This window comes from Cognatundibacterium squillarum (assembly GCF_014652435.1).
Taxonomy (GTDB): domain Bacteria; phylum Pseudomonadota; class Gammaproteobacteria; order Burkholderiales; family Burkholderiaceae_D; genus Undibacterium; species Undibacterium squillarum.
Genome location: NZ_BMYU01000001.1, coordinates 391667 through 413379, shown reverse-complemented (window position 1 = coordinate 413379; position 21713 = coordinate 391667). Strand labels below are relative to the sequence as shown.

Genomic DNA, 21713 nt, shown 5'->3' with positions numbered 1-21713 from the left:
GCCTGGTGCGTTGTTTGGTACAGTTTGTCACCGCCTGGCGTTGATCAAAAAGACTTATCTGATCCGGCAAAGCAAAGCGCCGGAGGATTTAACAGGCTGCTGAATGTGCAGAAATCCGCATTTGTATTTTGTAGAAGCCCGGATTTCCTCCCGACGACAGCCCGGTTACTGTGCCAAATTCCGCATTTAGGCAGTTTTCAGGCAAATGCAGGTCGACTGGGGTAGTCGTAAGAACATTGATGCGCAGACTGACGCTACATCGGCGTGCTGACGGGCAGCCAGTCTGCTCTCGGATTATTTGCACAGAAAGTCAGCAGCAGCAGCGGATTCACTGGATGCAACAGGGTCTGTTGGATCAGCCGAAAATGCGCTCCCCAGATCTTCAGATCGTATTGCGCCGGAAATGGCACTGGCAGCCGAATAGCACAGGGATCACTTCGTAAGCCTGTGCCGCGTGCTTTCAGCAATGCTTCTTTGACGCTCCAGATGCTTTGTGCTGCATGGTTTTGCTGTGAGGGGGGCAGTGACTTCAGCAGAGTGATTTCCTGTGGATGGCAAAAGCTTGTCTGCATATCGCTGTGACATGCAGCATGCCGGTGACAAACTTCCAGATCCGTGCCAATCGCCAGTTCCGCCCTGGTCGCCGCAATCAGATAATGCTGTTCGCAGTGACTGACACTGATTTGCCAGCGATTGCCTTCTTGTACGCAATATGGCTGGCCTTCAGGCGTCAACTGAATCGCGATATGCTCAGCATTGCTTTTTGTTAGCTGTGCCAGCAAGCGCTTCAGCGCAATACGGGTGCAGGCGAAACGGAGTTTATCGGAAAGATGCTGGTAACGCATTGCACGCAGGCGTTCACTGTCATTCAGTAAATGGAGATGCAGTACAAAATCTTCCTGCCGGATATCTCCGGTTTGGTAATAAATGGTATCGCTCATGGATGTGCAGCAGGATTGAGCAGACCTGAACCGGGAATAGCAGATGGCGGTGGTGCCTTAAGACTTTTGCTCGTGGCAATAGCCTGCAATAACTGATTCAGTAATTGACGATTGATCGGTTTGGTCATGTAGCCATCCAGCCCTGCTGCCATGGCTTCTTCCTGCTCACTGGCCAGTGCAGAGGCGGACAGGGCGTAAATCGGTGTGGGCGTTTGTTGCTCCTGTTGCTCCAGCTGGCGTATCAGGCGCGTCGCCTCCAGTCCACCCATGACCGGCATTTGCAAATCCATCAGGATCAGATCAAATCGCTGACATTCGCATAGTGCAACAGCTTCTTGTCCGTTGCATGCCAGCTTGCTCTGATGTCCTTGCTTCTGAATCAGTGTCGTAATCAGGGTCTGGTTAATTTCATTGTCTTCGACAATCAGAATCTGCAGCGTCACCGGATGCTGTTGCGGTAATAACAGACCAGTGTTTGCAGATTGACGGGCCGGATTGGCGGCAACTGTAATGACAGGAAGATGCAGTGTGAAGCAACTGCCCAGCCCCGGTCTGCTGCTCAGGCTGATTTTTCCGCCGAGCAGCCTGGCCAGGCGCTGGCTGATGCTGAGTCCTAATCCCGTTCCGCCAAAGCGGCGTGTCGTTGAAATGTCCTGTTGTGCGAACGCATCGAACACCCTTTCCTGATCCTGCAAGGGAATACCGATACCGCTGTCGCTGACGGCAATAGACAAGGGAAGTTCGCTGTCTGGCGTATATGTGCATTCGATATTGACCGCGCCGTATTCGGTAAATTTCAGTGCATTACTAATCAGATTATTCAGAATCTGATTGATACGGACCGGGTCACTGAGTATGTGCTGCGGCACCAGCTCATTGATCTGTAAAGACAGCGCAAGATTTTTACCGCCTGCAGTTGTCTGGTGCGCAGGAATCAGATCTTTCAGTAACTGATGCAACTGAACCGGCAGCTTTTCAATGTCGACTTTATTGGCTTCGATTTTGCTGAAATCGAGGATGTCGCGGATGATGACTTGCAAATTTTCTGCCGAGCGCTGTGCCACACTGAGATATTCGCGCTGCTCGCCGGTCAGTTGCGTGTCCAGACAGAGATCCAGCATACCTATCATGCCATTCATCGGCGTGCGGATTTCATGACTCATGTTTGCAAGAAAATCACTTTTTGCCCGGTTGGCTGCTTCTGCCTGTTCTTTCGCCTGAGTCAGTGCCTGCCTGGTCTGTTCACGTTCCTGTATCAGTGCTGAAATTTGCTGAATGATATCGCTGGTCGTTACATCGGTCGGTAATTCACCCGAAGGTTGCGTCAGCATACTGATCAGAATACTACGCAGCGAATTCAGGTTGTTTTCTCTCTCCTGCAACTCGCTGCGTAAACGAGCAGCGGTAGACTGCAAACTTACCAAAGTTTGCCGCATCTCGGCCGGAGCCTGTTCAATCAGCGCCAGATTATCTTCATCGCTGTTACCACCGGTCTCCAGACTGCGTGCATGTACCTCCTGCAGTGTACCCAGCCAGCGCCGCAGCGGATACCAGATCAGCAACAGACCGCTGGCAAAACTGATGAGCATCATATACAGCGCGGCACGGGCAACCTGCCACATATCCTGTGCAATTTGAATGTCATCAAAACTGAGGCGCAGCACGCCGTAATCCTGTCCACCCACCCGCAGCACACGGTTATCGTCGTATAAGCGGGCACTGACCTGATCCACTATCCAGACAGGCGCTGAGTCTGATTTGGCGCGGGATTTCGGATGGCTGCTCATTTTGCCGGCGTCGATCGGGATAAATTGTGCTGACAGAAAACTGGGGCTGACCACCATTTTATTCAGAGTGCGCTGTATGGTGTCATAGTCACCAATTACAGCGCTGTCCGAAACAATATGTGCGGATACTTCCAGTAATGAGGCGGCCGACTCCTGGGCATCGCGAATGACCTGGGTGAAGCGGGTTTCATAATAAATACCTAAGCCGGTTCCCATTATCAGCAGCCAGGTGGCCATATACAATGCGAACACCCGCGCAACCAGTGATTGCGGCAATATCCTTTGTATCTGGCGCCACAGGTAATTCATATGTTTCTCGTATTGACACCATTAACGCAGCGTCGAAGGCGCAGTTTGATAAAAGCGCCGGTAACTTGCATACTCGCTGCCATCGGATGGAATAAAATAAGCGTCTTTATCAAGTCCGACTTTCGCAGCACTCTCGTGCAGAATTTCGCGGCCGCGCGGGTCATTTTTCATCTGCATAAATGCGTTGGCAACGGCTTTCAGCGTGGTGTCACTGACTTTGCTGGATGCCATCAATGCGAGATCATAGTAAGGTTCTGAGGTCCACAAAATGCGGAAAGATTTTTTCTCCCGGTTCGCATACGATTCCAGTAATTGAGAGTTGCCGCCGACTGCCTGAACCTTACCTGCAAAAAGTTGCGCAATTGCACCGTTCATATTGCCACCGAAAACAACATTGACGTTCACACCCTGATTCAATAAGTGTGCGTAGGGCACTTTGTAGGCAATGAAGGCTTCCGGCCCCGGGAATGCAACGGACGTGCTTTGCAAATCACGGATCGTTTGTACCGGAGAATCTGATGGCACGACGATTTGCCCCTGAATCGGAGGTGTATTCCGTCTGCCGAATACCCGCCATCCCAGTTTTTCGCGTTCCGGTGAAAATAAGTGATTGCTGAACACAAATTCCACTTCTTTTGCCAGTACATAGCTGGTGGTGTCAGCACTGGTGCGGCCTATTTTCAGGCTCAGCTTCACGCCGCTTTTTTCGGAAACATAGTTGATGATCGGATTCCAGTACGCCGCTGTCAGATTGATATCGTACTGATTCACCGGTGAGAAACGGTACACCGTTTCTTCAGCAACAGCCTGAGACGGAAGCTGAGTCAGCAGGCTCAGACCGAGGACAGCGAAGGGTTTGAAAAAGCGGCGCATCATGTTCTCCGTAACGTATTAAACGCCGGTGCCACCGTGGCCCGGACTGGCTCAAAAAGAAAAACGCAACGAGACTGCAGGAATTCACTGCATTATGGCCGAAAAACAGGAAGTTGCTATTCTGAAACTGGCTCTGCCATGAAATTTTGCAATCTGTTGTTCTGAAGAAAATCAGCGTGACGCGAAAGCTGAAAAAATCAGAATAAGCGCTGAAGTCAACAAATCCGGCTGTTCAGGCGTTTCATGCAGATCACACCGCATTTACAGGAGTTGTTATGAAACCTATTTACCTTGTTTTCCCTTTGCTCGCTGTGCTTGCGGGTTGTTCCAGCACGAATCACTATCACAACAGCCAGCCGGGCTACCGCGATTATCCGCAGAATTATCGCCATAGCTATCCTCAGCAATACAGCTCTACTTACACCGAAACCGTGACTATCGTGGATTTACGGCCTATGAATGTACAGGGTAAAACATCCGGCGGTGGTGCGGCTGTCGGGGCGCTGGTAGGCGGTGTGCTCGGTCATCAGGTCGGCAAAGGAACCGGACGTGATCTGGCAACAGTGGGCGGTGCAATTGCCGGTGCGATTGCTGGCAACGAAATGGAAAGAAACCGTACACCTGATCAGGTGAAATATGAATTCACCTTCCAGTTCCCGAACGGAGAACGCCGTGTGATGGTGCTGGATCAGCGTGGCTATTACCGTGTCGGTGACCGTGTACGTGTCACAATTCAGAACGGACAAATCATCGCAGTCAATTAAGCGGATCATTCCGGCATTCGGAATCCGAATTGCGAAGAAACCGGCAGTCGCAAGGCTGACCGGTTTTTTTGTGTCCGGAAAACCCGCGCAGGATCAAGGAATTGACGCGAAAAACCATGCAGACATAGCGTGCTGCTGCAAGTTGGCAGTCGAAGCCGTTACAATGCTGGCAGTCATTTATTTCTGAAGAGCCGATTTGTGAGCGGAATGAAACCTAAAGCCCCGATGTTGAGTGTGCAGGAAGCACTGGACTATTTGATGCAAGCTGTCCGCCCAGTCGCGGAAAGTGAAATATTGCCGACTGAGCAATGCTGGAACCGCGTACTGGCCAGCGATCAGTTGTCGCAACTGGATGTGCCACCGGCGGATAATACGCAGATGGATGGTTACGCAGTGCGTGCAGCGGATTGCGCTTCCGGTGATGCGCTGCTGCCGGTCAGTCAGCGTATTCCTGCTGGTGTGGTCGGTGCGCCTTTGCAAGCAGGCACGGCTGCGCGAATTTTTACCGGCGCAATGATACCGGCCGGTGCTGATGCCGTAGTCATGCAGGAACAAACCGAAGTGCAGGGCGATAGTGTGCGCATTCTGCATCAACCCGCAGCCGGTGAGTGGGTGCGTCGTCGTGGTGAAGATGTACAAGCCGGTGCGGTGATTTTGCCAGCCGGAACCCGTCTCGGTGCAGCGCATCTGGGACTGGCAGCCTCGGTCGGACTGGCAACACTGCCAGTGTTGCGCCGTTTGCGCGTTGCCGTGTTTTTTACAGGTGACGAACTGACTATGCCGGGTCAGCCTTTAAAACCGGGTGCGATTTATAACTCTAACCGTTTCATGCTTCGCGGCTTGCTGGAGCAGCACGGCTGCGACATCACCGATCTGGGCATTGTGCCGGACAAGCTCGAAGCAACACGCGCCGCTTTGCGTGAGGCGGCAAAAGGGAATGACCTGATCATTACTTCCGGTGGTGTTTCCGTTGGTGAAGAAGACCATGTGCGGCCTGCAGTACAGGCGGAAGGGCATTTGCATCTGTGGCAGATTGCAATGAAGCCGGGCAAACCACTGGCCTTCGGACAAGTCGGGCAAAGCTTTTTTGTCGGTTTGCCGGGCAATCCGGTCTCCAGTTTTGTGACCTTCCTGCTGTTTGTGCGGCCTTTCCTGCTGGCGCTGCAAGGCATGCCGCAGCAAGCGCCGCGCAGCATTGCCATGCGTGCTGATTTTGACTGGCCGAAAGCGGACCGTCGTCACGAATTTATCCGCGTACGTTGCAATGCAAGCGGCGGTGTAGACCGTTTTGTGAATCAGGGTTCGGGCGTGCTGACATCGGCGGTGTGGGGCGATGGACTGGTCAGCATTCCGCCGGGACAAACCATACAAAGAGGCGAGATGGTGAACTATCTGCCGTTTGAATTTTTAGGAGCAGTCTGAGATGGCAACCCTGATTGAATTACGTTTTTTTGCCAGCGTGCGTGAAAAGCTCGGTATCAGTGAAGAAAAAGCCGACGTACCTGACAGCGTCAGAACGGTCGGTGATGTGCGTGCGTGGCTGTGCAGCCGTGGCGAACCGTGGTCGGAAGTGCTGGCCGAAGGCCGCGCTCTGCGTATGGCGCTGGATCACGAAATGTGCGAGCCGGAAGCAGAAATTCATGCCGGTTGTGAAGTCGCATTTTTCCCGCCGGTGACCGGAGGTTGATATGAAAATTCAGGTGCAAACCGCTGACTTTGATTTGCAGACCGAGTTAAATGCGATGCGCGCCGGACGTCCCGACACCGGTGCAATCGTCAGTTTTATCGGACTGGTGCGCGATATCAACGAAGGTAAAAGCGTGGCTGGCATGGAGTTGGAGCACTATCCGGGCATGACAGAGAAAGCCCTGCAGCAGATTACTGAGCAGGCGCAGCAGCGCTGGGAACTGATCGATGTAACAGTCATTCACCGCGTCGGCCCTTTACTGCCCACCGATCAGATTGTGCTGGTTGCCGTTGCCAGCCGTCATCGCGGGAATGCCTTCGCCGCCTGTGAATTCATCATGGATTATCTGAAAACCGAAGCGCCGTTCTGGAAGAAAGAACAAACACCCGAAGGTGAGCGCTGGGTTGATGCGCGTGAAACCGATCAGGTTGCACTGGAAAAATGGATTGCAGCAGGTGTGCCGCAGGATTGTGCGATATGAATCCGGCCGGATTTGTTGCAGTCGGCGTCGGTGCTGCACTTGGTGCGTGGCTGCGCTGGTGGTTATCGCTGAGTTTTAACGGCATTCTGGCGACACTGCCGCTCGGTACGCTGGCGGCCAATCTGGGTGGCGGACTGATGATTGGCATGGCGGTGGCGTTCTTCAACGAAGCCACAGCCATTGCGCCGGAATGGCGCTTATTCATTGTGACCGGCTTCCTTGGCGGTCTGACGACGTTTTCCACCTTTTCTGCCGAAGCAATGGCTTTACTGCAAAAAGGCGAACCCGGCTGGGCCTTAGCGCACAGCGCTGTGCATTTGATGGGCTCGGTTGCCTGTTGCTTCGCCGGTTATCAGTTGTGGAAGTGGCTGCACTGAAATTAGGTGCTGTGTTTGATCATCCTGATCGAACAACCATAGTGATACTGCATTTGTTCTTTGGTATAGCGGTGTTCCGGCGCTTCCGGACAAGACCAGCGAGCGATGCAGTTCATTTCACACAGTGAATTTCCCTGCTTTCGGTAGTGCAGGCATTTTGCTAAGTCGTAGCTGTCAACCGTTAATGCGGCAGCGGGGCAGGTGCGGATGCAGATTTTTTCATCACAACGCTGACATGGCGGCGCGCTCTGATGCTGCGCCGTGATCGGTAAATCTGTATTCGCTAAGACTACCGCGCGATACGCGAACCACGGGCCGAAGCTGCTGTTGATCCCGACCATAAACGGCGACGCATGATGCCATCCGGCCAGTTGTCCGAGTTCCTGCAGATTCAGCAGATAAGCGCCCGGATACAGCAGGGTATATGCAGCCTGCGGATGTTCGGTCTGCATATATTCCTGCACTTTACTCACCGTAAAATCGTCCACCGGATGTTCATCTTCCTGCCTTGTCATTGGTTTATTCTGCGCGGCTGCTTGTGCTGTCAAGGCTGCCCAGAAATCCCTGCCACCGTGTCCGATTAAAATCAGTTGCCGGTAATGCATATAGTCAGGATTTGCATCGCGCAGGCAGTTAAGCATCGCTTCCGGTAAATCGGATATCCGGAAAACCGCATGACAATTCAAGCCCGCCTGATTCAGGATGGAAGAGGTCAGGGTTTGATATGGATTCATGGCGGTATGTAAAGAAAAGTGGCTGGCTGGCCTGCATTGTAACAAGTCACCGCATAATTCCCTTAAAATCACGGTTACGCAGTTTTACCTCTTTCATTCCTCCAAAGTACTCAATGTCATTTTCTCAACTCGGTCTTTCCACTCCTTTGCGAAACGCGGCGCAGCAGCAAGGTTTTACCCAGCCTACGCCGGTACAAAGCGAAGTCATTCCTTCCATTCTGGCAGGCAAAGATGTGCTGGCGAGTGCGCAAACCGGTTCGGGGAAAACAGCGGCCTATTGTTTGCCGGTGCTGGAATGGCATCTGCAGCGCAAAGCGACTACGCGGAAGACAGTGCACACGCTGATTCTGGTGCCAACCCGTGAGCTGGCGGTGCAGGTCGGCGATACCTTACGCACGCTGAGTAAAAGTTTTACGCATTATCCGAAGTTGGCAGTCTTATTCGGCGGGATTTCGATTAATCCGCAAATGCTGCATTTACGTGGCGGTGCCGATATTGTGGTGGCGACGCCCGGGCGCTTGCTGGATCTGGTGCAGCAGAATGCGTTGCGCCTGGATCAGGTGGAGCGACTGGTGCTGGATGAAGCAGACCGCATGCTGGCGCTGGGTTTTGCGGAAGAATTGAATGCGGTGCTGAAATTATTGCCGGCGCAACGCCAGCATTGCTTTTTCTCTGCGACGTTTTCCGACAGCATCCGAGAACTGGCGCATACTTTGTTGCGTGATGCGGTGAAGGTCAACATTCCGACTACAGAAGAAGGCAAGCCGGATATTCTCCAGCGCGCGATTCTGGTCGATGCAAAACGGCGCACTCAGTTGCTGAAACATTTATTCAAAACGGAGAAATGGTCGCGCGTGCTGGTGTTTGTGGCAACCAAGTACAGTGCTGATCTGATCGCAACCAAATTACGCCGCCTGCATATCAGTGCCGAAGCCTTACATGGTGAGCAAACGCAGGGTAAGCGTATGCAGGTGCTGAGTGACTTTAAAGATGCCCGCGTCAAAATTGTGATTGCGACGGATGTGGCAGCCCGCGGTATCGATATCAGTCAGTTGCCGGTGGTGGTGAATTTTGATTTGCCGCGTTCCAGCGAAGATTACACCCACCGCATAGGTCGCACCGGACGCGCCGGTGAAGCGGGGATGGCGGTCAGCTTTATCTGTGCTGATGCCGCCAATGAAGCACATTTCCGGCTGATTGAAAAACGTCACGGTGTCAGAATTGAACGTGAACAAGTGCCGGGTTTCGAAATTAGCCCTGAAACGCTGGAGCAGGTTGCTCAGGCCAAAGTCAGCGATCCTAACGGCGGCGTCAAAGGAAAACGCCCGAGTAAAAAAGACAAGCTGCGTGCTTTGGCAGCGCAGGCTGAAAAGAACAGCGGAAGCATTTAAGGTATTGAGGGAACCAAGACGCCTGCAACGGGCGTCTTTTTTTATTTCTTATCCATTTCCGTGTTTTCTGCAAGGCATCCGTTTTCCTGCATGGTGCTGAAACCGGATTTCGGATCGCCATCAAACCTGTCATGAATATCGCCAGAAAGTTGTAGACAAACTTTTCTAGAAAAGTTATTCTGCAACCATTGTGCTATTCCGATATTCCGTGAAGGACAGGTAATGACCCAGACCGATAAAGACCTCAGCCCCGATTCCGCCCAACCAGTGAAACCCACCGCAGCGGAACTGAGTTTTCTGCAAGCCTTGTTTCAGACCGGCCCTGCCACTGCAAAACAATTACACGAATTCATGCTGCGCGAACGTGCGGACCTGACTTACGCGAATGTGCTGCGTCAGTTACAAATCATGCATGGCAAAGGCATGCTGAGTCGCGATGAGAGTCAGCGTTCGCATGTATATGCACCGGTGGTGGCACAGGATTCGCTGCAAACCAGTCTGCTGAAAGACATGATCCAGAAAGTATTTGCCGGTTCAGCCAAGTCTCTGGTGCTGGCAGCACTGCGTGGACATGTCAGCAATTCTGAACGCGAAGAAATCGCCAAATTCCTCAAAGACGACAAATCATGAAACCGGTACTGATGGTCTGGACTGAAACACTGGGCTGGATGCTGCTGCATGCAGTCTGGCAGGTGGCGCTGATCAGCGGCGGGGCGGCGGTGTTGCTGGCAGCCATGCGTAACCGCCATCCGCGTCAGCGTTATGCGCTGGCACTGACGGCGCTGCTGGCTTGCTGGCTGATGCCGGTCGCTACGGTGCTCAGTGGCTGGGGCGTACCGCAAGTGCTGAGTATGGATGCCTGGACAGCGATGGGTAGTCCGCTGGCAGCCGTGGCGGAGCCGGGCTGGATGAAAAGCCTGCGTGCGGCGATGCCGGTGCTGGTATGTGGCTGGCTGGCGGGTGTCCTGTTGATGGGCAGCCGCGTGGCGCTGGGTTTATGGTGGCTGCGCCGTCTGATCCGGCAATCTTCCGCTTTGCAGGGCGAACTGTCTGCGTATGTCGGTACGCAACTGCAAAAACTGGGCGAGCGCCGTGCAGTACGCGTACTCGCGCATCCGCAAGTGACAGCGATGCTGACTACGGGTTTGATAAAGCCGGTGATTCTGGTACCGGCATCTTTACTGACGGGGATGGATCTGCCATCGCTGCAAGCTTTGCTGGCACATGAAGCGGCGCATATTTCACGCTGGGATTATTTCTTCCTGATGCTGCAGCAAGGCGTGCAAACCTGTCTGTTTTTTCATCCGGGTGTCTGGTGGCTGTGTCGTCAGATCGATAGAGAGCGCGAACTGATCGCCGATGATATTGCACGACAGCTGACCGGTGATGGCCGTCAGCTCGCGCTGGCCTTACAGCAACTCGATCAGTGGCAACTGCATACGCATCAGCAGGGGCTGGCTGCGCATGGTGGCGATTTGCTGAGCCGTATCCGCCGTCTGGTACGTCCGGAGCAGCAACGATTGCGCTGGCGTACGCTGGCACCGGCACTGGTCTCAGTATTGCTGGCGCTGGCGGGCGGTGGCCTGTGGAGCCCTGCAGTGGCAGAACGCGGTACGGAGCCTGCACCGCTGGAACGTGTGTTACCTGAACCATCCGGTGCAACGCTGGCAGCATTTCAGCAGAAAATCTATGTCGATACCCATTCCAGCCATGCGCTGGTGATGGATGAAGCCAGTGGACGTGTATTGCTGGAAAAAGCAGCGGATACGGTGGTACCGATGGCATCGATTTCCAAGCTGATGACCGCGATGCTGGTGCTGGACAGTGGTGCAGCGCTCGACGAGCAATTGTCTGCTGAGGCCGCTGATCTGCGTGATCCGAATGTCTTGCCGTTGAAAATGAAGGCCGGTATGTCCCTGCGCCGTGCTGACTGGCTGGCGCTGATGCTGATCCCTTCCAGCAATCAGGCGGCGAATGTGCTGGCAAGACATTTTCCCGGTGGCGAAGCGGCGTTTTATGCAGCGGCGAAGCGCAAAATGCAGGCGCTGGGCATGCAGACCATGCAGTTTGTCAGCCCGTCCGGTGTGGATGAAGCAAATGCAGCCAGTGCGCGGGATATTGCACGCTTACTGCAGGCCGCAGCCAGCTATCCGGAAATCCGCAGACTGAGCACCATGCCGGAGCTTACTCTGAACCTGCATGGCAAAAGCCAGCGTTTCTGGCACTCGAATCAACTGGTCGGTGATACGGACTGGCAAATGAGCGTCACCAAAACCGGTTATTCGCGCAAAGCCGGACGTTGCCTGACCATGCTGACCAATCTGAACGGACGCCGTGTTCTGATCGTGTTAATGCACGCCGCCAGTCCGGAACAGCGCACGGAAGATGCGCGTCAGATTCTGCAGCAATTACGTCAGGCCACGCCATCCGCCAACACCAGCCCGCCACTGGCAAACCGCACTATGCAGCGGCCAGCTTCATAAGCCCGTTCCGGCTGCTGCAAGGTTCTGGCTTGTGGCAACCGGTTCCTAATTTTCTCTGATTTTCTGAACTGATCTGCATTGCAGCCTGGCGCTGCAGTGCGGGTGAACTGCACTCTGCATTTGCCGGTTTTCGCGTTTGCGTACCGGCAGGGTGGGGTGCATCCATCACACTTTGAAAGGCTGAACGTCTATGTCTCACGCTGTTTTGTTTTCGGGTTTCCGGCTGCGCCCTGCAGTTTGTCTGCTGGCAGGCTGTTTTGGTCTGTTTTGTCCTCAAATGCGGGTTTTAGCACAGGAAATTCAGGTTGTCCGCGTCAACTCTGGCGCTCCGGAGGGGCGGTCTGACGAATTCAGCAACAAGCAAAGCTTCCAGCGCAGCGATTTAAGCCAGTTTGGCGCGACCGATGCCAGCGAATTACTGCGCCAGTTACCGGGCGTGCAGATCGTGCAGCAGGGTGCGAAAGCCAGCGAAGTGCGTCTGCGCGGCATGGGCAATGGCTATGTGCAGATACTGGTCGACGGGCAACTGATGCCGCGCGGATTTTCCGTGGACAGTATTCCGGCCAGCCAGATTGAGCGCATCGAGATCGAACGCACACCGGGAGCAGGGCAAAGCCAGCAAGCGGCAGCGGGCAGCATTAACCTGATTCTGAAGCCGCGTTTTCGTGCAGGGCAGAGTGAAGCCGAACTGACGCAGTCTTTACGTCAGGGACGCTGGAGTCCGGTGTTCGCGCTGCGTCAGTCAGGTCAGCATGGCGACTGGTCGGGCTTCTGGAATCTGCAGGCGGAACAGCAAACCGAAGATGGTTTATTGCAGGCAGACCGGCGCAATAACGATTTGCAGCATCCCGTGCAGCAAAGCATGACGGAAACCAGCCAGCAGCGCAAAACCGTGCTCAGCAGCCAGCAGCGGTTGCAATGGCGGATTCCTTCCGGCGGACAACTGGGCTGGCAAAGCTGGCTGCAATGGAGTCGTCCGGCACAGGATAAACAAAGACAGGAAACAGTGATCAGCGGCGATGCGGTACCTTTTCCGTTCAATCAAAGCCAGTTTGCCGCGCTGAACCGCAGCTGGCGGCAGGAAATGCAATGGGATCAGCGCGAGGCAGACTGGGGCAAACTCAGTCTGATTGCAGGCTGGAATCAGCAGTTACGTCATACCCGTTACGATTTCAGTGGCAGCGATCTGCAAGGGAAGGCGCTGGAACAGCGGCTGGTTACCGGCAGCGTGCACGACAATGAATTCCGGCTTGCGCTGAACTGGCAGCAAATCAATGCCGATGAGCAGGGCTGGAAAGGCGGTATCAGCTGGCAACCGGCTTCACGCACGGAAACCCGTGATGAAACCGACCAGCCACTGAATGGCGGCATGCCTGACAGCGATCAGCGCCGCTTTATCGCCGACAGCAGTCGCAGCACCTTGTGGCTGGAGCGTAACTGGTTCCAGCAAACCGGCTGGCATCAGCAGGCGGGCATACGGCTGGAATACTGGCAAAACCGGTTGCGTGATAATCAGACCTCGCCTGTGGAGCAAAGCCGCTGGCTGATCAGCCCGGTATGGCAGCAAGTCTGGAAAACAGCGGAAGGGCAGGAATGGCGTCTAGGTATAAGCCAGAACTGGAAGCTGCCGACTAGTTTTCAGCTGATTCCGCGCCGCTATCGGGTGGATGATCACAATTCACCATTTAATCCGGATCAGACCGGTAATCCGGCGCTGAAACCGGAAGCGATTACCGGTATTGAATTCAATCACCAGCGCAAACTGGATGAAAGCAGTGCGCTGGAACTGGGATTATTCGCACGTCAGATGCGCGACCGTATCGGTTACGATCTGACGCAGACGAATGGCATCTGGAATAGTCGTCCCGTGAATCAGGGCAGCGCACGCTGGATAGGTGCCGAGGCTGAACTGAAGCGTGACGGCAAATTCGGCGACCTGCGTTATCAGATGCGCTGGCATGCCTATGCCAACTGGTCACAGCTGAAGCTGAACGGCGTCAATTCGCGCCTGCCGGAACAATTACCTTACGGCGCACAGTGGCAGCTCGATTTGCAGAACGGCGCATGGAAAAGCGGCCTCAGTCTGCAATGGCAGGGAACCGAAACCTATAACGAAACCAGCGTGTTGCAGGCAGAAAATCACCATCCGCTGCAACTGGACTGGTATCTGCACTGGCAGCAGGGCAGTCAGCAATTCAAACTCAGTGTCACAGATTTGCTCGCACGCAGCCATGACAGTACAGACCGCTACCGGTATCAGGGTTTGGAGCTGGAAGAAAATATGCGGGTTGGCAAAGCACGCACAGTGAAGCTGGTCTGGCAAATCAAAATGTAAGGCGGCGAGGGGCGCTTGCCGAACAGGTTTGCTGCATTCCGGCGGCTGCACCGAATTTTATCGATTTGTGCAGCCGCTGCTGTCATCAGCGTGCACAGCGCCGGTGCTGCCGCCTATAATCCCCGCATTCCAGACCTGAAGCGAGGACAATTCATGAGCGACGATATTCTGTTTCCGGCCACTGAGCCGCACCGCCACGGCATGCTGCCGGTCGATGATCTGCATACGATTTACTGGGAAGAGTGCGGCAATCCAAACGGCATTCCTGTGCTGTTCCTGCACGGCGGCCCGGGTGCGGGTACATCTCCGACACACCGCCGTTTTTTTCATCCGGAGCATTACCGTATTGTGCTGTTTGATCAGCGCGGCGCAGGGAAATCATTGCCGCTCGGTGAATACCGTCAAAATACGACGCAATTGCTGATCAGCGATATCGAACAATTGCGAGCTATGCTCGGCATCGATCAGTGGCTGGTGTTCGGCGGTTCCTGGGGTTCCACGCTGGCGCTGGCTTACGGCGAAACGCATCCGGAACGCTGTCTTGGCTTTATTCTGCGCGGCATTTTCATGTGCACCCGTAAAGAAGTCGACTGGTTCGTTAATGGTATGCGCTGGTTTTATCCGGAAATCCATCAGCGCTTTGCCGAAGGCGTACCGGAAGACGAACGCGGCGATTTGCTGCAAGCCTATGTCAAACGCCTGTTCTGCGATGATCCGGCGATTTACACCGAAGCCGCACGCAACTGGAGCCGCTACGAAGGTTCCTGCCTGTTCCTGGAACCGCAGGCCGATGCGATTGCCAGTTTTGAATCCGATGCCGTCAGCCTCGGCATTGGTCGTCTCGAAGCGCATTACATGCTGAACGGCGCGTTTATGGAAGACGATGCGCTGATCACCAATATCGCGCGTATCCGCCATCTGCCTGCTGTGATCGTGCAAGGCCGTTACGATGTAATCTGTCCTCCGGTTTCCGCATGGCGCTTGCATAATGCATGGCCGGAAGCTGCCTACCACGTGATCCAGAATGCCGGACACGCCGCGATGGAGCCGGGTATTGCCAAGGCGCTGGTGCAGGCGACCGAAGATTTCCGCTTGCGTCGCGCATTCAGCTGACGGCATCTGTTGTCATGAAAAAGGCCGCTGTGTGCGGCCTTTTTTGTGTGTGTTCAGATTAGCGGATCATTGCTCGTTCAGCGCACGAATCTTACGTGCTTCCGAACCGCGCTGCGTGCTGATGATTTCGAAACGCACTTCGGCACCGGCTTGTAAATCCTGGGTTTCCAGATGCTGAACACGGAAATACATATCCGGCCCGCCTTGCTGCTGAATAAAGCCAAAGCCGCGATCCTGCTGAATTAATTTGATGCGACCATGGCCTATGGTTGGCAACGGGCATTGTTCCGGTTGTGCGATCTGATTCTGTTGCAGGCTTTGCTGATCCGGCGTTTGTTTCGCCAGCGCTTCAAAGCCACTCATGGTGCGGGTATGTTCCAGATCACGCGTAGACACCGGCGCGGCAACGGAAGACTGATTGCGTGCAAACTCTTCCAGACGGCGCAAATACCAGGCTGGTTTCACCAGCGAAGGCGCCAGCGATACCAGATAGCGCTGATTTTCTTTACCAAAGCACACGGTGTACAAATCTGCCATCCATACGCGCAGAATTGCGTCCTCTGTACGGGTGACGGATGAACGGGATGAGAAATGGCTGTTCATCTGATTACCAACCTGAAAATCCGCAGTCTGATACGTACCCTGCGTTTCTATCCAGATCAGCGTGGAACGGAAATACATACGCGACCACAGCAAATGACCGGAACGCAGCGCGTGTAAGGTCAGCATTTGCAAGGCCAGCAGGCACAATACGAAGTTGTACACGCCGGCTGGTTTAAAATCAGAAAGCGATGACGACAAAATCGCCGCACTCAGAAATGCTGAAAATGCTGCCAGTACTGCAAGACCGTTCAATGCCAGCAGCGCAGGGCCGAAGCGGGTTTGCAGCAATCGTCCCGGCTCACCATTGCCGCTGGGATGTACCGGTTCCGGCTGGGTTTCTTCCAGAATGTAACCCTGAAAACGGCCGCGGATTTCACCGGCAATTTCCGGTGTGATATTGGCGTAAGCGCGGTTAGGAATGCCTTCAAACCAGTTTTCTTTGAACAACTGATTGATTTCCGTCCAGAGCTGGCCCGGCGCGGCATTCATGGTCAGGCGGGTTTCTTCGCAGGCGACGGAAGTGGAAGTCGGAATATCCAGCTGCGCCACCAGCGCATATAAAGCCAGACCCGCATTCAGCAATGTGCCTGTCAGCAAAATCAGCGGCGGCGTCCACATCGGTGTCAGGTCTGCATGCGGCAGCACACGCGGTACCAGCACCGGCCCCAGAATCGCAAAACCGATCAGGCCGATCAGGCGCAGCATAAACGGGAAAGCAGAAGTCTGTTGTTGTGCGGCGTAGCGGCGCTGTAAAACTGTCAGCAGCGACAAACCGGTTAATGGCAGATACAGCACAGACACCACACCTTCCTGATCACTGCCGCTGAACAATAACCAGGAACTCAGCAAGGACAGTAATAAAGCGCCGTGTATCAGCAACGATTCAAAATGCTGTTTTGCCTGTTCACGCACCGCGCCCGGCGCAACCAGCAGACTGCGGAACAGCGCAAACAGTAAGCCCTCCACCGGCCCTTGCGGTTCGCTGAACGGAATGGTCTGATGCCGCATCAGTTCGATCAGCTGATCTGCCTGTTTGCTGTGACCAATCACACCTGCATTCAGCTCCGGTGCCAGACCTGCGGGATAACCGCGACCAAAGACAAAACGCAGCTGTGTCAGCAAACGGATTGCGGTGCGGCCCAGCACGAATAAAAACAGCACGGTCAAGACCATACACATACCAAACAGCATGTGTTCGCCATTACGCAGATAAGCACGGGCATTCAGAAATAACACGATTACGCCCGCTAAATTCAGCAGGCTGACACCGAGCAGAAACCAGTTTTCGGTTTTATAGGGGTTCGGATAACGACTGAATAACTGATCTTTGGTATTGAAATCGAACGACATAATCAGAGGGCCGGAGACAAAAAAGTTTATTACAACACAATATTACCTGAGCGACTATCAGAACGCGGTTGGCTGCCTCAGATTTTCAGGAATGCTTGTCAGAATAATTCGTACTTAAATCCGCAAGGGAACAGGTTTGCGCTAAAACAAATTTTTATGCGCAGGCGTTTTCTAAACTGCTTGAAAAGCATTTCTCAGCCCCAAATTGGGAGTTAATTCAAAATCAGGAGCACAATCATGCGTCTCGATAAATTTACGACCAAATTGCAGGAAGCACTGGCAGATGCGCAAAGCATGGCTGTCGGTAACGATCATCCTTACATTGAAACCCAGCATTTGATTCTGGCGATGCTGCAGCAAAGTGACGGCAGCAGCCGTTCGCTGTTGCAACGCGCCGGTGTGAATGTAAATGGTTTACAGAATGCCTTAAAACAATCTCTCGAGCGTCTGCCGAAAGTGTCAGGAAATGGCGGACAAGTTCAGTTGGGTCGCGAACTGGGTGGTCTGCTGAATCTGGCCGATAAAGAAGCGCAAAAACGTCAGGATCAGTTTCTGGCCTCGGAAATGGTATTGCTGGCGCTGACAGAAGATAAGTCCGATACAGGCCGCATCGCCAAAGAAAACGGTCTGACCCGCAGCGCTATCGAAGCCGCGATTAATGCAGTGCGCGGCAGTGCACAGGTTGATAGTCCGGAAGCAGAAGGCCAGCGCGAAGCCCTGAAAAAATACACACTGGATCTGACAGAACGCGCCCGCCAGGGCAAGCTGGATCCGGTGATTGGCCGCGACGATGAAATTCGTCGCGCAATTCAGGTTCTGCAACGCCGCAGTAAAAATAATCCCGTGCTGATCGGTGAACCGGGCGTGGGTAAAACCGCGATTGTGGAAGGGCTGGCGCAGCGTATCGTAAATGGCGAAGTGCCGGACAGTCTGCGCAATAAACGGGTGCTGAGTCTGGATATGGCGGCCTTGCTGGCCGGTGCCAAATACCGTGGTGAATTTGAAGAGCGCCTGAAAGCTGTGCTCAAAGAAATCGCGATGGATGAAGGCCAGACCATTGTGTTTATTGATGAAATTCATACCATGGTCGGTGCCGGTAAAGCCGAAGGCGCGATTGATGCCGGTAACATGCTGAAACCTGCGCTGGCGCGTGGTGAACTGCATTGCGTTGGCGCGACCACGCTGGACGAATACCGCAAATACATTGAAAAAGATGCTGCGCTGGAACGCCGTTTCCAGAAAATTCTGGTGGATGAACCAAGCGTCGAAGCGACGATTGCGATTCTGCGCGGCCTGCAAGAAAAATACGAAGTCCATCATGGCGTGGACATCACCGATCCGGCGATTGTGGCAGCGGCAGAATTGTCGCACCGCTATATCACCGACCGCTTCTTACCGGATAAAGCGATTGATCTGATCGATGAAGCAGCATCGAAAATCAAAATCGAAATCGATTCCAAACCGGAAGTGATGGATAAGCTGGACCGCCGTCTGATTCAGTTAAAAATCGAACGCGAAGCAGTGAAGCGTGAAAAAGATGAAGCTTCGCATAAACGGCTGGCGCTGATTGAGGAAGAAATTTCCCGTTTGTCGCGCGAATACGCGGATCTGGAAGAAATCTGGAAAGCCGAAAAAGCCTCGGTGCAGGGCAGTGCGCATATCAAGGAAGAGATTGAGCGCATCCGTCAGAAAATGGAAGAAGCGCGTCGCAAAGGTGACTGGCAAACCATGTCGGAACTGCAGTACGGCAAGCTGCCTGAGCTGGAAGCGCAACTGAAACAAGCCGATGCCGCAGAAGGCGCAGCCGATGGTCAGCCTGCGAAAAACCGTCTGCTGCGTACACAAGTTGGTGCGGAAGAAATCGCAGAAATCGTATCGCGTGCAACCGGTATTCCGGTCTCGAAAATGATGCAGGGCGAGCGCGATAAGCTGCTGCGCATGGAAGATGTGCTGCATGAGCGTGTTGTGGGGCAGCATGAAGCGATTGTTGCCGTGTCGGATGCGATTCGCCGTTCCCGTGCGGGGCTTGGCGATCCGGGACGTCCGTACGGTTCGTTCATGTTCTTAGGCCCGACCGGTGTCGGTAAAACCGAGTTGTGTAAAGCGCTGGCGACTTTCCTGTTCGACAGTGAAGAAGCGCTGATCCGCATCGACATGAGCGAATTCATGGAGAAACATTCGGTCGCCCGTCTGATCGGTGCGCCCCCGGGCTATGTCGGTTACGAAGAAGGCGGTTATCTGACCGAAGCAGTGCGTCGCAAACCGTACAGTGTGATTTTGCTGGACGAGGTTGAAAAAGCGCATCACGACGTCTTTAATATCCTGTTACAGGCACTGGACGATGGCCGCATGACCGACGGACAAGGCCGTACCGTGGATTTCAAAAATACGGTGATTGTGATGACGTCGAATCTGGGTTCACATCAGATTCAGGCGATGGAAGGCAGTGAGCCGGCGCTGGTAAAAACGGCGGTGATGGCCGAGGTGAAAACCCATTTCCGTCCGGAATTCATCAACCGTATCGATGAAATTGTGGTGTTCCACGGACTGGATGCAAAACACATCGGCTCGATTGCAAAAATCCAGCTGAAAACCCTGGAAAAACGTCTGGCGCAGCTGGAAATCGGTTTGCAGGTCAGCGATGCCGCGCTGCTGAAAATCGCCGAAGCCGGTTTCGATCCGGTGTACGGTGCGCGTCCGCTGAAACGGGCGATTCAGCAGGAAATCGAAAACGTGCTGTCGCGCAGTTTGCTGAAAGGCGAATTTGCAGCAAAAGATACAATCCGTATCGACGTACAGGACGGTGCACTGCATTTCAGCAAGGCGTAAGTTTCGCGGCATACAATGCACGCGTGGCCTGACATCAGGCCGGAAAGAAAGCAAGTTGGGGCGGCAAGCAATTGTCGCCCTTTTTTTGTCTGCAGGAACGCAGAAGGGCAGAGTGGTGCGCTGCTCAGGCAGCACCGGATGGCAGATAAAAATTGCTTGGAGTCAGACGATATTATGCAGAAATCAGCATTTTCATTTTTCGGAGCGCCGGACTTTCTGCCGACGACCGCCGGATTGGTGTGCAGAAATCCGCATTTAGCCCCAAATCAGGCTTTTTGGAGGCTTACGGTGATGTCTGGTGAGCAGGCAAAGAAACGCTGATGATTCGCCAGCGAAACCGCCAAAGCCTGTCAGCGATGGTGGCTGCATGTCTCCACGTTGATGGTCAGAATCTGTCCCTCGGTTTCGGCACGGAATTGCGCAAGGCTGCTGCCTTCCATATGCGTTTCCATCGCTTGCTGGCTGGCATACAGTTCAAACAGGATGATGCTGTCGGCCTTGTCATCCGGCGTCATGATTTCAAACTGCAGCGTTCCCGGTTCGGTTTGCAGGCTGCGCACACGGTGCTGCACCAGTGCGCTCACAATTGCGGCGAGGTGTTCTGGCAAACAGGTAAAGGTTACGGAGAGGGCGATACTGGACATAGTGAAAGGCAATCAGAGTAAATTGATAGCTTTCATTGTAAAGATGGAAATTAAAATAGGTTTGATATATCGGCTGCGAGGTTGTTACGATGCTGCCGATCGTTACGAAGAAGACGCGGATTCCACCTGCAGACTATTCGCCTCGGATGAACTGGATTGATGACCGCTGAAAAACATTCCCGGCGGCACGCCCAGCGCCTTGCGGAACATGGCGCTGAATGCGGACTGGCTGGCATAACCGAGTTCCGCTGCCACCCGCGACAAGGGCAGTCCTTGCGCTACCAGCGGCACAGCCAGACTCAGGCGCATTTGCTGCCGCCATTGCACAAAACTCATATGCAATTCTTTTTCAAACAAGCGGTTCAGCGTACGCGCAGAAGCACCAGCATGACGGGCAACGATCTCCAGTGAATCCGCATCCGCCGGATGGGCAATCAGCCAGTCGCAGGCGGCACGCAAGCGTTTTTCAGACGGCATTGGTAAATGCACAGGAATTGATGGCGCCGCCTGAATTTCATCGCACAACACCGCACTCAGACGTAATTCACGCTCGCAGGCAACGGACGGGTCCAGTTGCTCCATACGTGCAATCAATTCTTTAACTAACGGACAAATTTCTAAGACTTCACAGTTAGTGGCAGGGCGCGGATTATGCGACGCATCAATGTGCAATACCCGCAAGCGGGCAGTGCTGAGGGTGGTGACTTCATGCGGAATGCCGGGCGGTATCCAGATTGCACGTTGCGGTGGCACAAACCAGACCTGCGCGTCGGCAGTGACTTTCAGCATGCCCTGCGGCGAATAGGTTAACTGCGCCCACGGATGGCTGTGCGGTGCCAGTTTTTCACCCTGATTCAGATTGCGCGCAATCAGCCGCACCGGATGCTGCTGATCCGGCTGGTAGGGCGAGGTGCTGGTGTCGGTGAGTACCGGTACAGGCATGGCGGATTTTTCCTGAAAGTTGATCTGCAAGCGATGGTGATGCCGGTGGCAGACTGAACAGGGTTTCAAC

The 21713-nt window shown here is 54.0% G+C and carries 18 protein-coding genes; 11 read left to right on the top strand and 7 right to left on the bottom strand.

Annotated features, from left to right (window positions below; translation table 11 throughout):
• Positions 1-254: 254 nt before the first annotated feature.
• From IE092_RS01770 to IE092_RS01760, 3 genes are read right to left on the bottom strand one after another with little or no spacing between them, the layout of a single operon-like run.
• Positions 255-941, bottom strand: a complete 687-nt coding sequence (locus IE092_RS01770; RefSeq protein ID WP_189355287.1) for a 4'-phosphopantetheinyl transferase family protein — start codon at positions 939-941, stop codon at positions 255-257.
• Positions 938-3037, bottom strand: coding sequence for an ATP-binding protein (locus tag IE092_RS01765; RefSeq protein WP_189355286.1), 2100 nt, complete (start codon positions 3035-3037; stop codon positions 938-940). The genes IE092_RS01770 and IE092_RS01765 overlap by 4 nt, the downstream gene beginning before the upstream one ends.
• A gap of 21 nt (positions 3038-3058) precedes the next feature.
• A complete protein-coding gene (locus tag IE092_RS01760) occupies positions 3059-3913 on the bottom strand; it encodes a phosphate/phosphite/phosphonate ABC transporter substrate-binding protein (protein WP_189355285.1) in 855 nt (284 codons plus the stop codon).
• 272 nt (positions 3914-4185) lie between these two features.
• On the opposite strand from IE092_RS01760, the gene IE092_RS01755 reads away from it, so the two are divergent.
• The 5 genes from IE092_RS01755 (at position 4186) to crcB (ending at position 7219) form a co-directional block, all read left to right on the top strand.
• Entirely contained in the window at positions 4186-4674 is a 489-nt protein-coding gene (locus IE092_RS01755) for an outer membrane lipoprotein (protein ID WP_189355284.1), read from the top strand.
• Positions 4675-4881: 207 nt separating this feature from the next.
• Positions 4882-6096 carry a molybdopterin molybdotransferase MoeA gene (locus tag IE092_RS01750; protein WP_229792972.1) on the top strand — a complete coding sequence of 405 codons (1215 nt, stop codon included), beginning with the start codon at positions 4882-4884 and terminating at the stop codon, positions 6094-6096.
• Between the two features lies 1 nt (position 6097).
• Positions 6098-6361 carry a molybdopterin converting factor subunit 1 gene (gene moaD / locus IE092_RS01745; RefSeq protein ID WP_189355283.1) on the top strand — a complete coding sequence of 88 codons (264 nt, stop codon included), beginning with the start codon at positions 6098-6100 and terminating at the stop codon, positions 6359-6361.
• 1 nt (position 6362) lies between these two features.
• A complete protein-coding gene (gene moaE, locus IE092_RS01740) occupies positions 6363-6842 on the top strand; it encodes a molybdopterin synthase catalytic subunit MoaE (RefSeq protein ID WP_189355282.1) in 480 nt (159 codons plus the stop codon).
• Positions 6839-7219 (top strand): fluoride efflux transporter CrcB, encoded by a 381-nt coding sequence (gene crcB, locus IE092_RS01735; RefSeq protein ID WP_189355281.1) that lies wholly within the window; start codon positions 6839-6841, stop codon positions 7217-7219. Before moaE ends, crcB begins: the two co-directional genes overlap by 4 nt.
• Before the next feature lie 2 nt (positions 7220-7221).
• On the opposite strand, the gene IE092_RS01730 is transcribed toward crcB, so the two are convergent.
• Entirely contained in the window at positions 7222-7953 is a 732-nt protein-coding gene (locus IE092_RS01730) for a hypothetical protein (protein WP_189355280.1), read from the bottom strand.
• 113 nt (positions 7954-8066) lie between these two features.
• Between IE092_RS01730 and IE092_RS01725 the strand changes: the two genes are divergently transcribed.
• The 5 genes from IE092_RS01725 to pip all read left to right on the top strand — a co-directional run bounded on the left by IE092_RS01725 (position 8067) and on the right by pip (position 15275).
• Positions 8067-9344 (top strand): DEAD/DEAH box helicase, encoded by a 1278-nt coding sequence (locus IE092_RS01725; RefSeq protein ID WP_189355279.1) that lies wholly within the window; start codon positions 8067-8069, stop codon positions 9342-9344.
• A 222-nt stretch (positions 9345-9566) separates the two neighbouring features.
• A complete protein-coding gene (locus IE092_RS01720) occupies positions 9567-9974 on the top strand; it encodes a BlaI/MecI/CopY family transcriptional regulator (protein ID WP_189355278.1) in 408 nt (135 codons plus the stop codon).
• The gene (locus tag IE092_RS01715) at positions 9971-11827 is read left to right on the top strand and encodes a M56 family metallopeptidase (protein ID WP_189355277.1); all 1857 of its coding nucleotides are present in this window, start codon (positions 9971-9973) and stop codon (positions 11825-11827) included. Before IE092_RS01720 ends, IE092_RS01715 begins: the two co-directional genes overlap by 4 nt.
• A gap of 190 nt (positions 11828-12017) precedes the next feature.
• Positions 12018-14162 (top strand): TonB-dependent receptor plug domain-containing protein, encoded by a 2145-nt coding sequence (locus tag IE092_RS01710; protein ID WP_189355276.1) that lies wholly within the window; start codon positions 12018-12020, stop codon positions 14160-14162.
• Between the two features lie 153 nt (positions 14163-14315).
• The gene (gene pip / locus IE092_RS01705) at positions 14316-15275 is read left to right on the top strand and encodes a prolyl aminopeptidase (RefSeq protein WP_189355275.1); all 960 of its coding nucleotides are present in this window, start codon (positions 14316-14318) and stop codon (positions 15273-15275) included.
• A gap of 66 nt (positions 15276-15341) precedes the next feature.
• On the opposite strand, the gene IE092_RS01700 is transcribed toward pip, so the two are convergent.
• Positions 15342-17228, bottom strand: a complete 1887-nt coding sequence (locus tag IE092_RS01700) for a cold-shock protein (protein ID WP_189355274.1) — start codon at positions 17226-17228, stop codon at positions 15342-15344.
• Positions 17229-17465: 237 nt separating this feature from the next.
• Here IE092_RS01700 and clpB point away from each other — a divergent pair, with 237 nt between their 5' ends.
• Positions 17466-20057 carry an ATP-dependent chaperone ClpB gene (gene clpB, locus IE092_RS01695; protein WP_189355273.1) on the top strand — a complete coding sequence of 864 codons (2592 nt, stop codon included), beginning with the start codon at positions 17466-17468 and terminating at the stop codon, positions 20055-20057.
• A gap of 350 nt (positions 20058-20407) precedes the next feature.
• Here clpB and IE092_RS01685 read toward each other — a convergent pair whose 3' ends face one another.
• Both IE092_RS01685 and IE092_RS01680 read right to left on the bottom strand, forming a co-directional pair.
• A complete protein-coding gene (locus IE092_RS01685; protein ID WP_189355271.1) occupies positions 20408-20701 on the bottom strand; it encodes a putative quinol monooxygenase in 294 nt (97 codons plus the stop codon).
• Positions 20702-20803: 102 nt separating this feature from the next.
• The gene (locus IE092_RS01680; RefSeq protein WP_189355270.1) at positions 20804-21643 is read right to left on the bottom strand and encodes an AraC family transcriptional regulator; all 840 of its coding nucleotides are present in this window, start codon (positions 21641-21643) and stop codon (positions 20804-20806) included.
• Between the last annotated feature and the right edge of the window lie 70 nt (positions 21644-21713).

Excerpts from the sequence above, each read along its gene's own strand:
- IE092_RS01770 (WP_189355287.1), bottom strand. The coding sequence starts at position 941 with ATGAGCGATACCATTTATTACCAAACCGGAGATATCCGGCAGGAAGAT.
- IE092_RS01765 (WP_189355286.1), bottom strand. The coding sequence starts at position 3,037 with ATGAATTACCTGTGGCGCCAGATACAAAGGATATTGCCGCAATCACTG.
- IE092_RS01760 (WP_189355285.1), bottom strand. The coding sequence starts at position 3,913 with ATGATGCGCCGCTTTTTCAAACCCTTCGCTGTCCTCGGTCTGAGCCTG.
- IE092_RS01755 (WP_189355284.1), top strand. The coding sequence starts at position 4,186 with ATGAAACCTATTTACCTTGTTTTCCCTTTGCTCGCTGTGCTTGCGGGT.
- IE092_RS01750 (WP_229792972.1), top strand. The coding sequence starts at position 4,882 with ATGAAACCTAAAGCCCCGATGTTGAGTGTGCAGGAAGCACTGGACTAT.
- moaD (WP_189355283.1), top strand. The coding sequence starts at position 6,098 with ATGGCAACCCTGATTGAATTACGTTTTTTTGCCAGCGTGCGTGAAAAG.
- moaE (WP_189355282.1), top strand. The coding sequence starts at position 6,363 with ATGAAAATTCAGGTGCAAACCGCTGACTTTGATTTGCAGACCGAGTTA.
- crcB (WP_189355281.1), top strand. The coding sequence starts at position 6,839 with ATGAATCCGGCCGGATTTGTTGCAGTCGGCGTCGGTGCTGCACTTGGT.
- IE092_RS01730 (WP_189355280.1), bottom strand. The coding sequence starts at position 7,953 with ATGAATCCATATCAAACCCTGACCTCTTCCATCCTGAATCAGGCGGGC.
- IE092_RS01725 (WP_189355279.1), top strand. The coding sequence starts at position 8,067 with ATGTCATTTTCTCAACTCGGTCTTTCCACTCCTTTGCGAAACGCGGCG.
- IE092_RS01720 (WP_189355278.1), top strand. The coding sequence starts at position 9,567 with ATGACCCAGACCGATAAAGACCTCAGCCCCGATTCCGCCCAACCAGTG.
- IE092_RS01715 (WP_189355277.1), top strand. The coding sequence starts at position 9,971 with ATGAAACCGGTACTGATGGTCTGGACTGAAACACTGGGCTGGATGCTG.
- IE092_RS01710 (WP_189355276.1), top strand. The coding sequence starts at position 12,018 with ATGTCTCACGCTGTTTTGTTTTCGGGTTTCCGGCTGCGCCCTGCAGTT.
- pip (WP_189355275.1), top strand. The coding sequence starts at position 14,316 with ATGAGCGACGATATTCTGTTTCCGGCCACTGAGCCGCACCGCCACGGC.
- IE092_RS01700 (WP_189355274.1), bottom strand. The coding sequence starts at position 17,228 with ATGTCGTTCGATTTCAATACCAAAGATCAGTTATTCAGTCGTTATCCG.
- clpB (WP_189355273.1), top strand. The coding sequence starts at position 17,466 with ATGCGTCTCGATAAATTTACGACCAAATTGCAGGAAGCACTGGCAGAT.
- IE092_RS01685 (WP_189355271.1), bottom strand. The coding sequence starts at position 20,701 with ATGTCCAGTATCGCCCTCTCCGTAACCTTTACCTGTTTGCCAGAACAC.
- IE092_RS01680 (WP_189355270.1), bottom strand. The coding sequence starts at position 21,643 with ATGCCTGTACCGGTACTCACCGACACCAGCACCTCGCCCTACCAGCCG.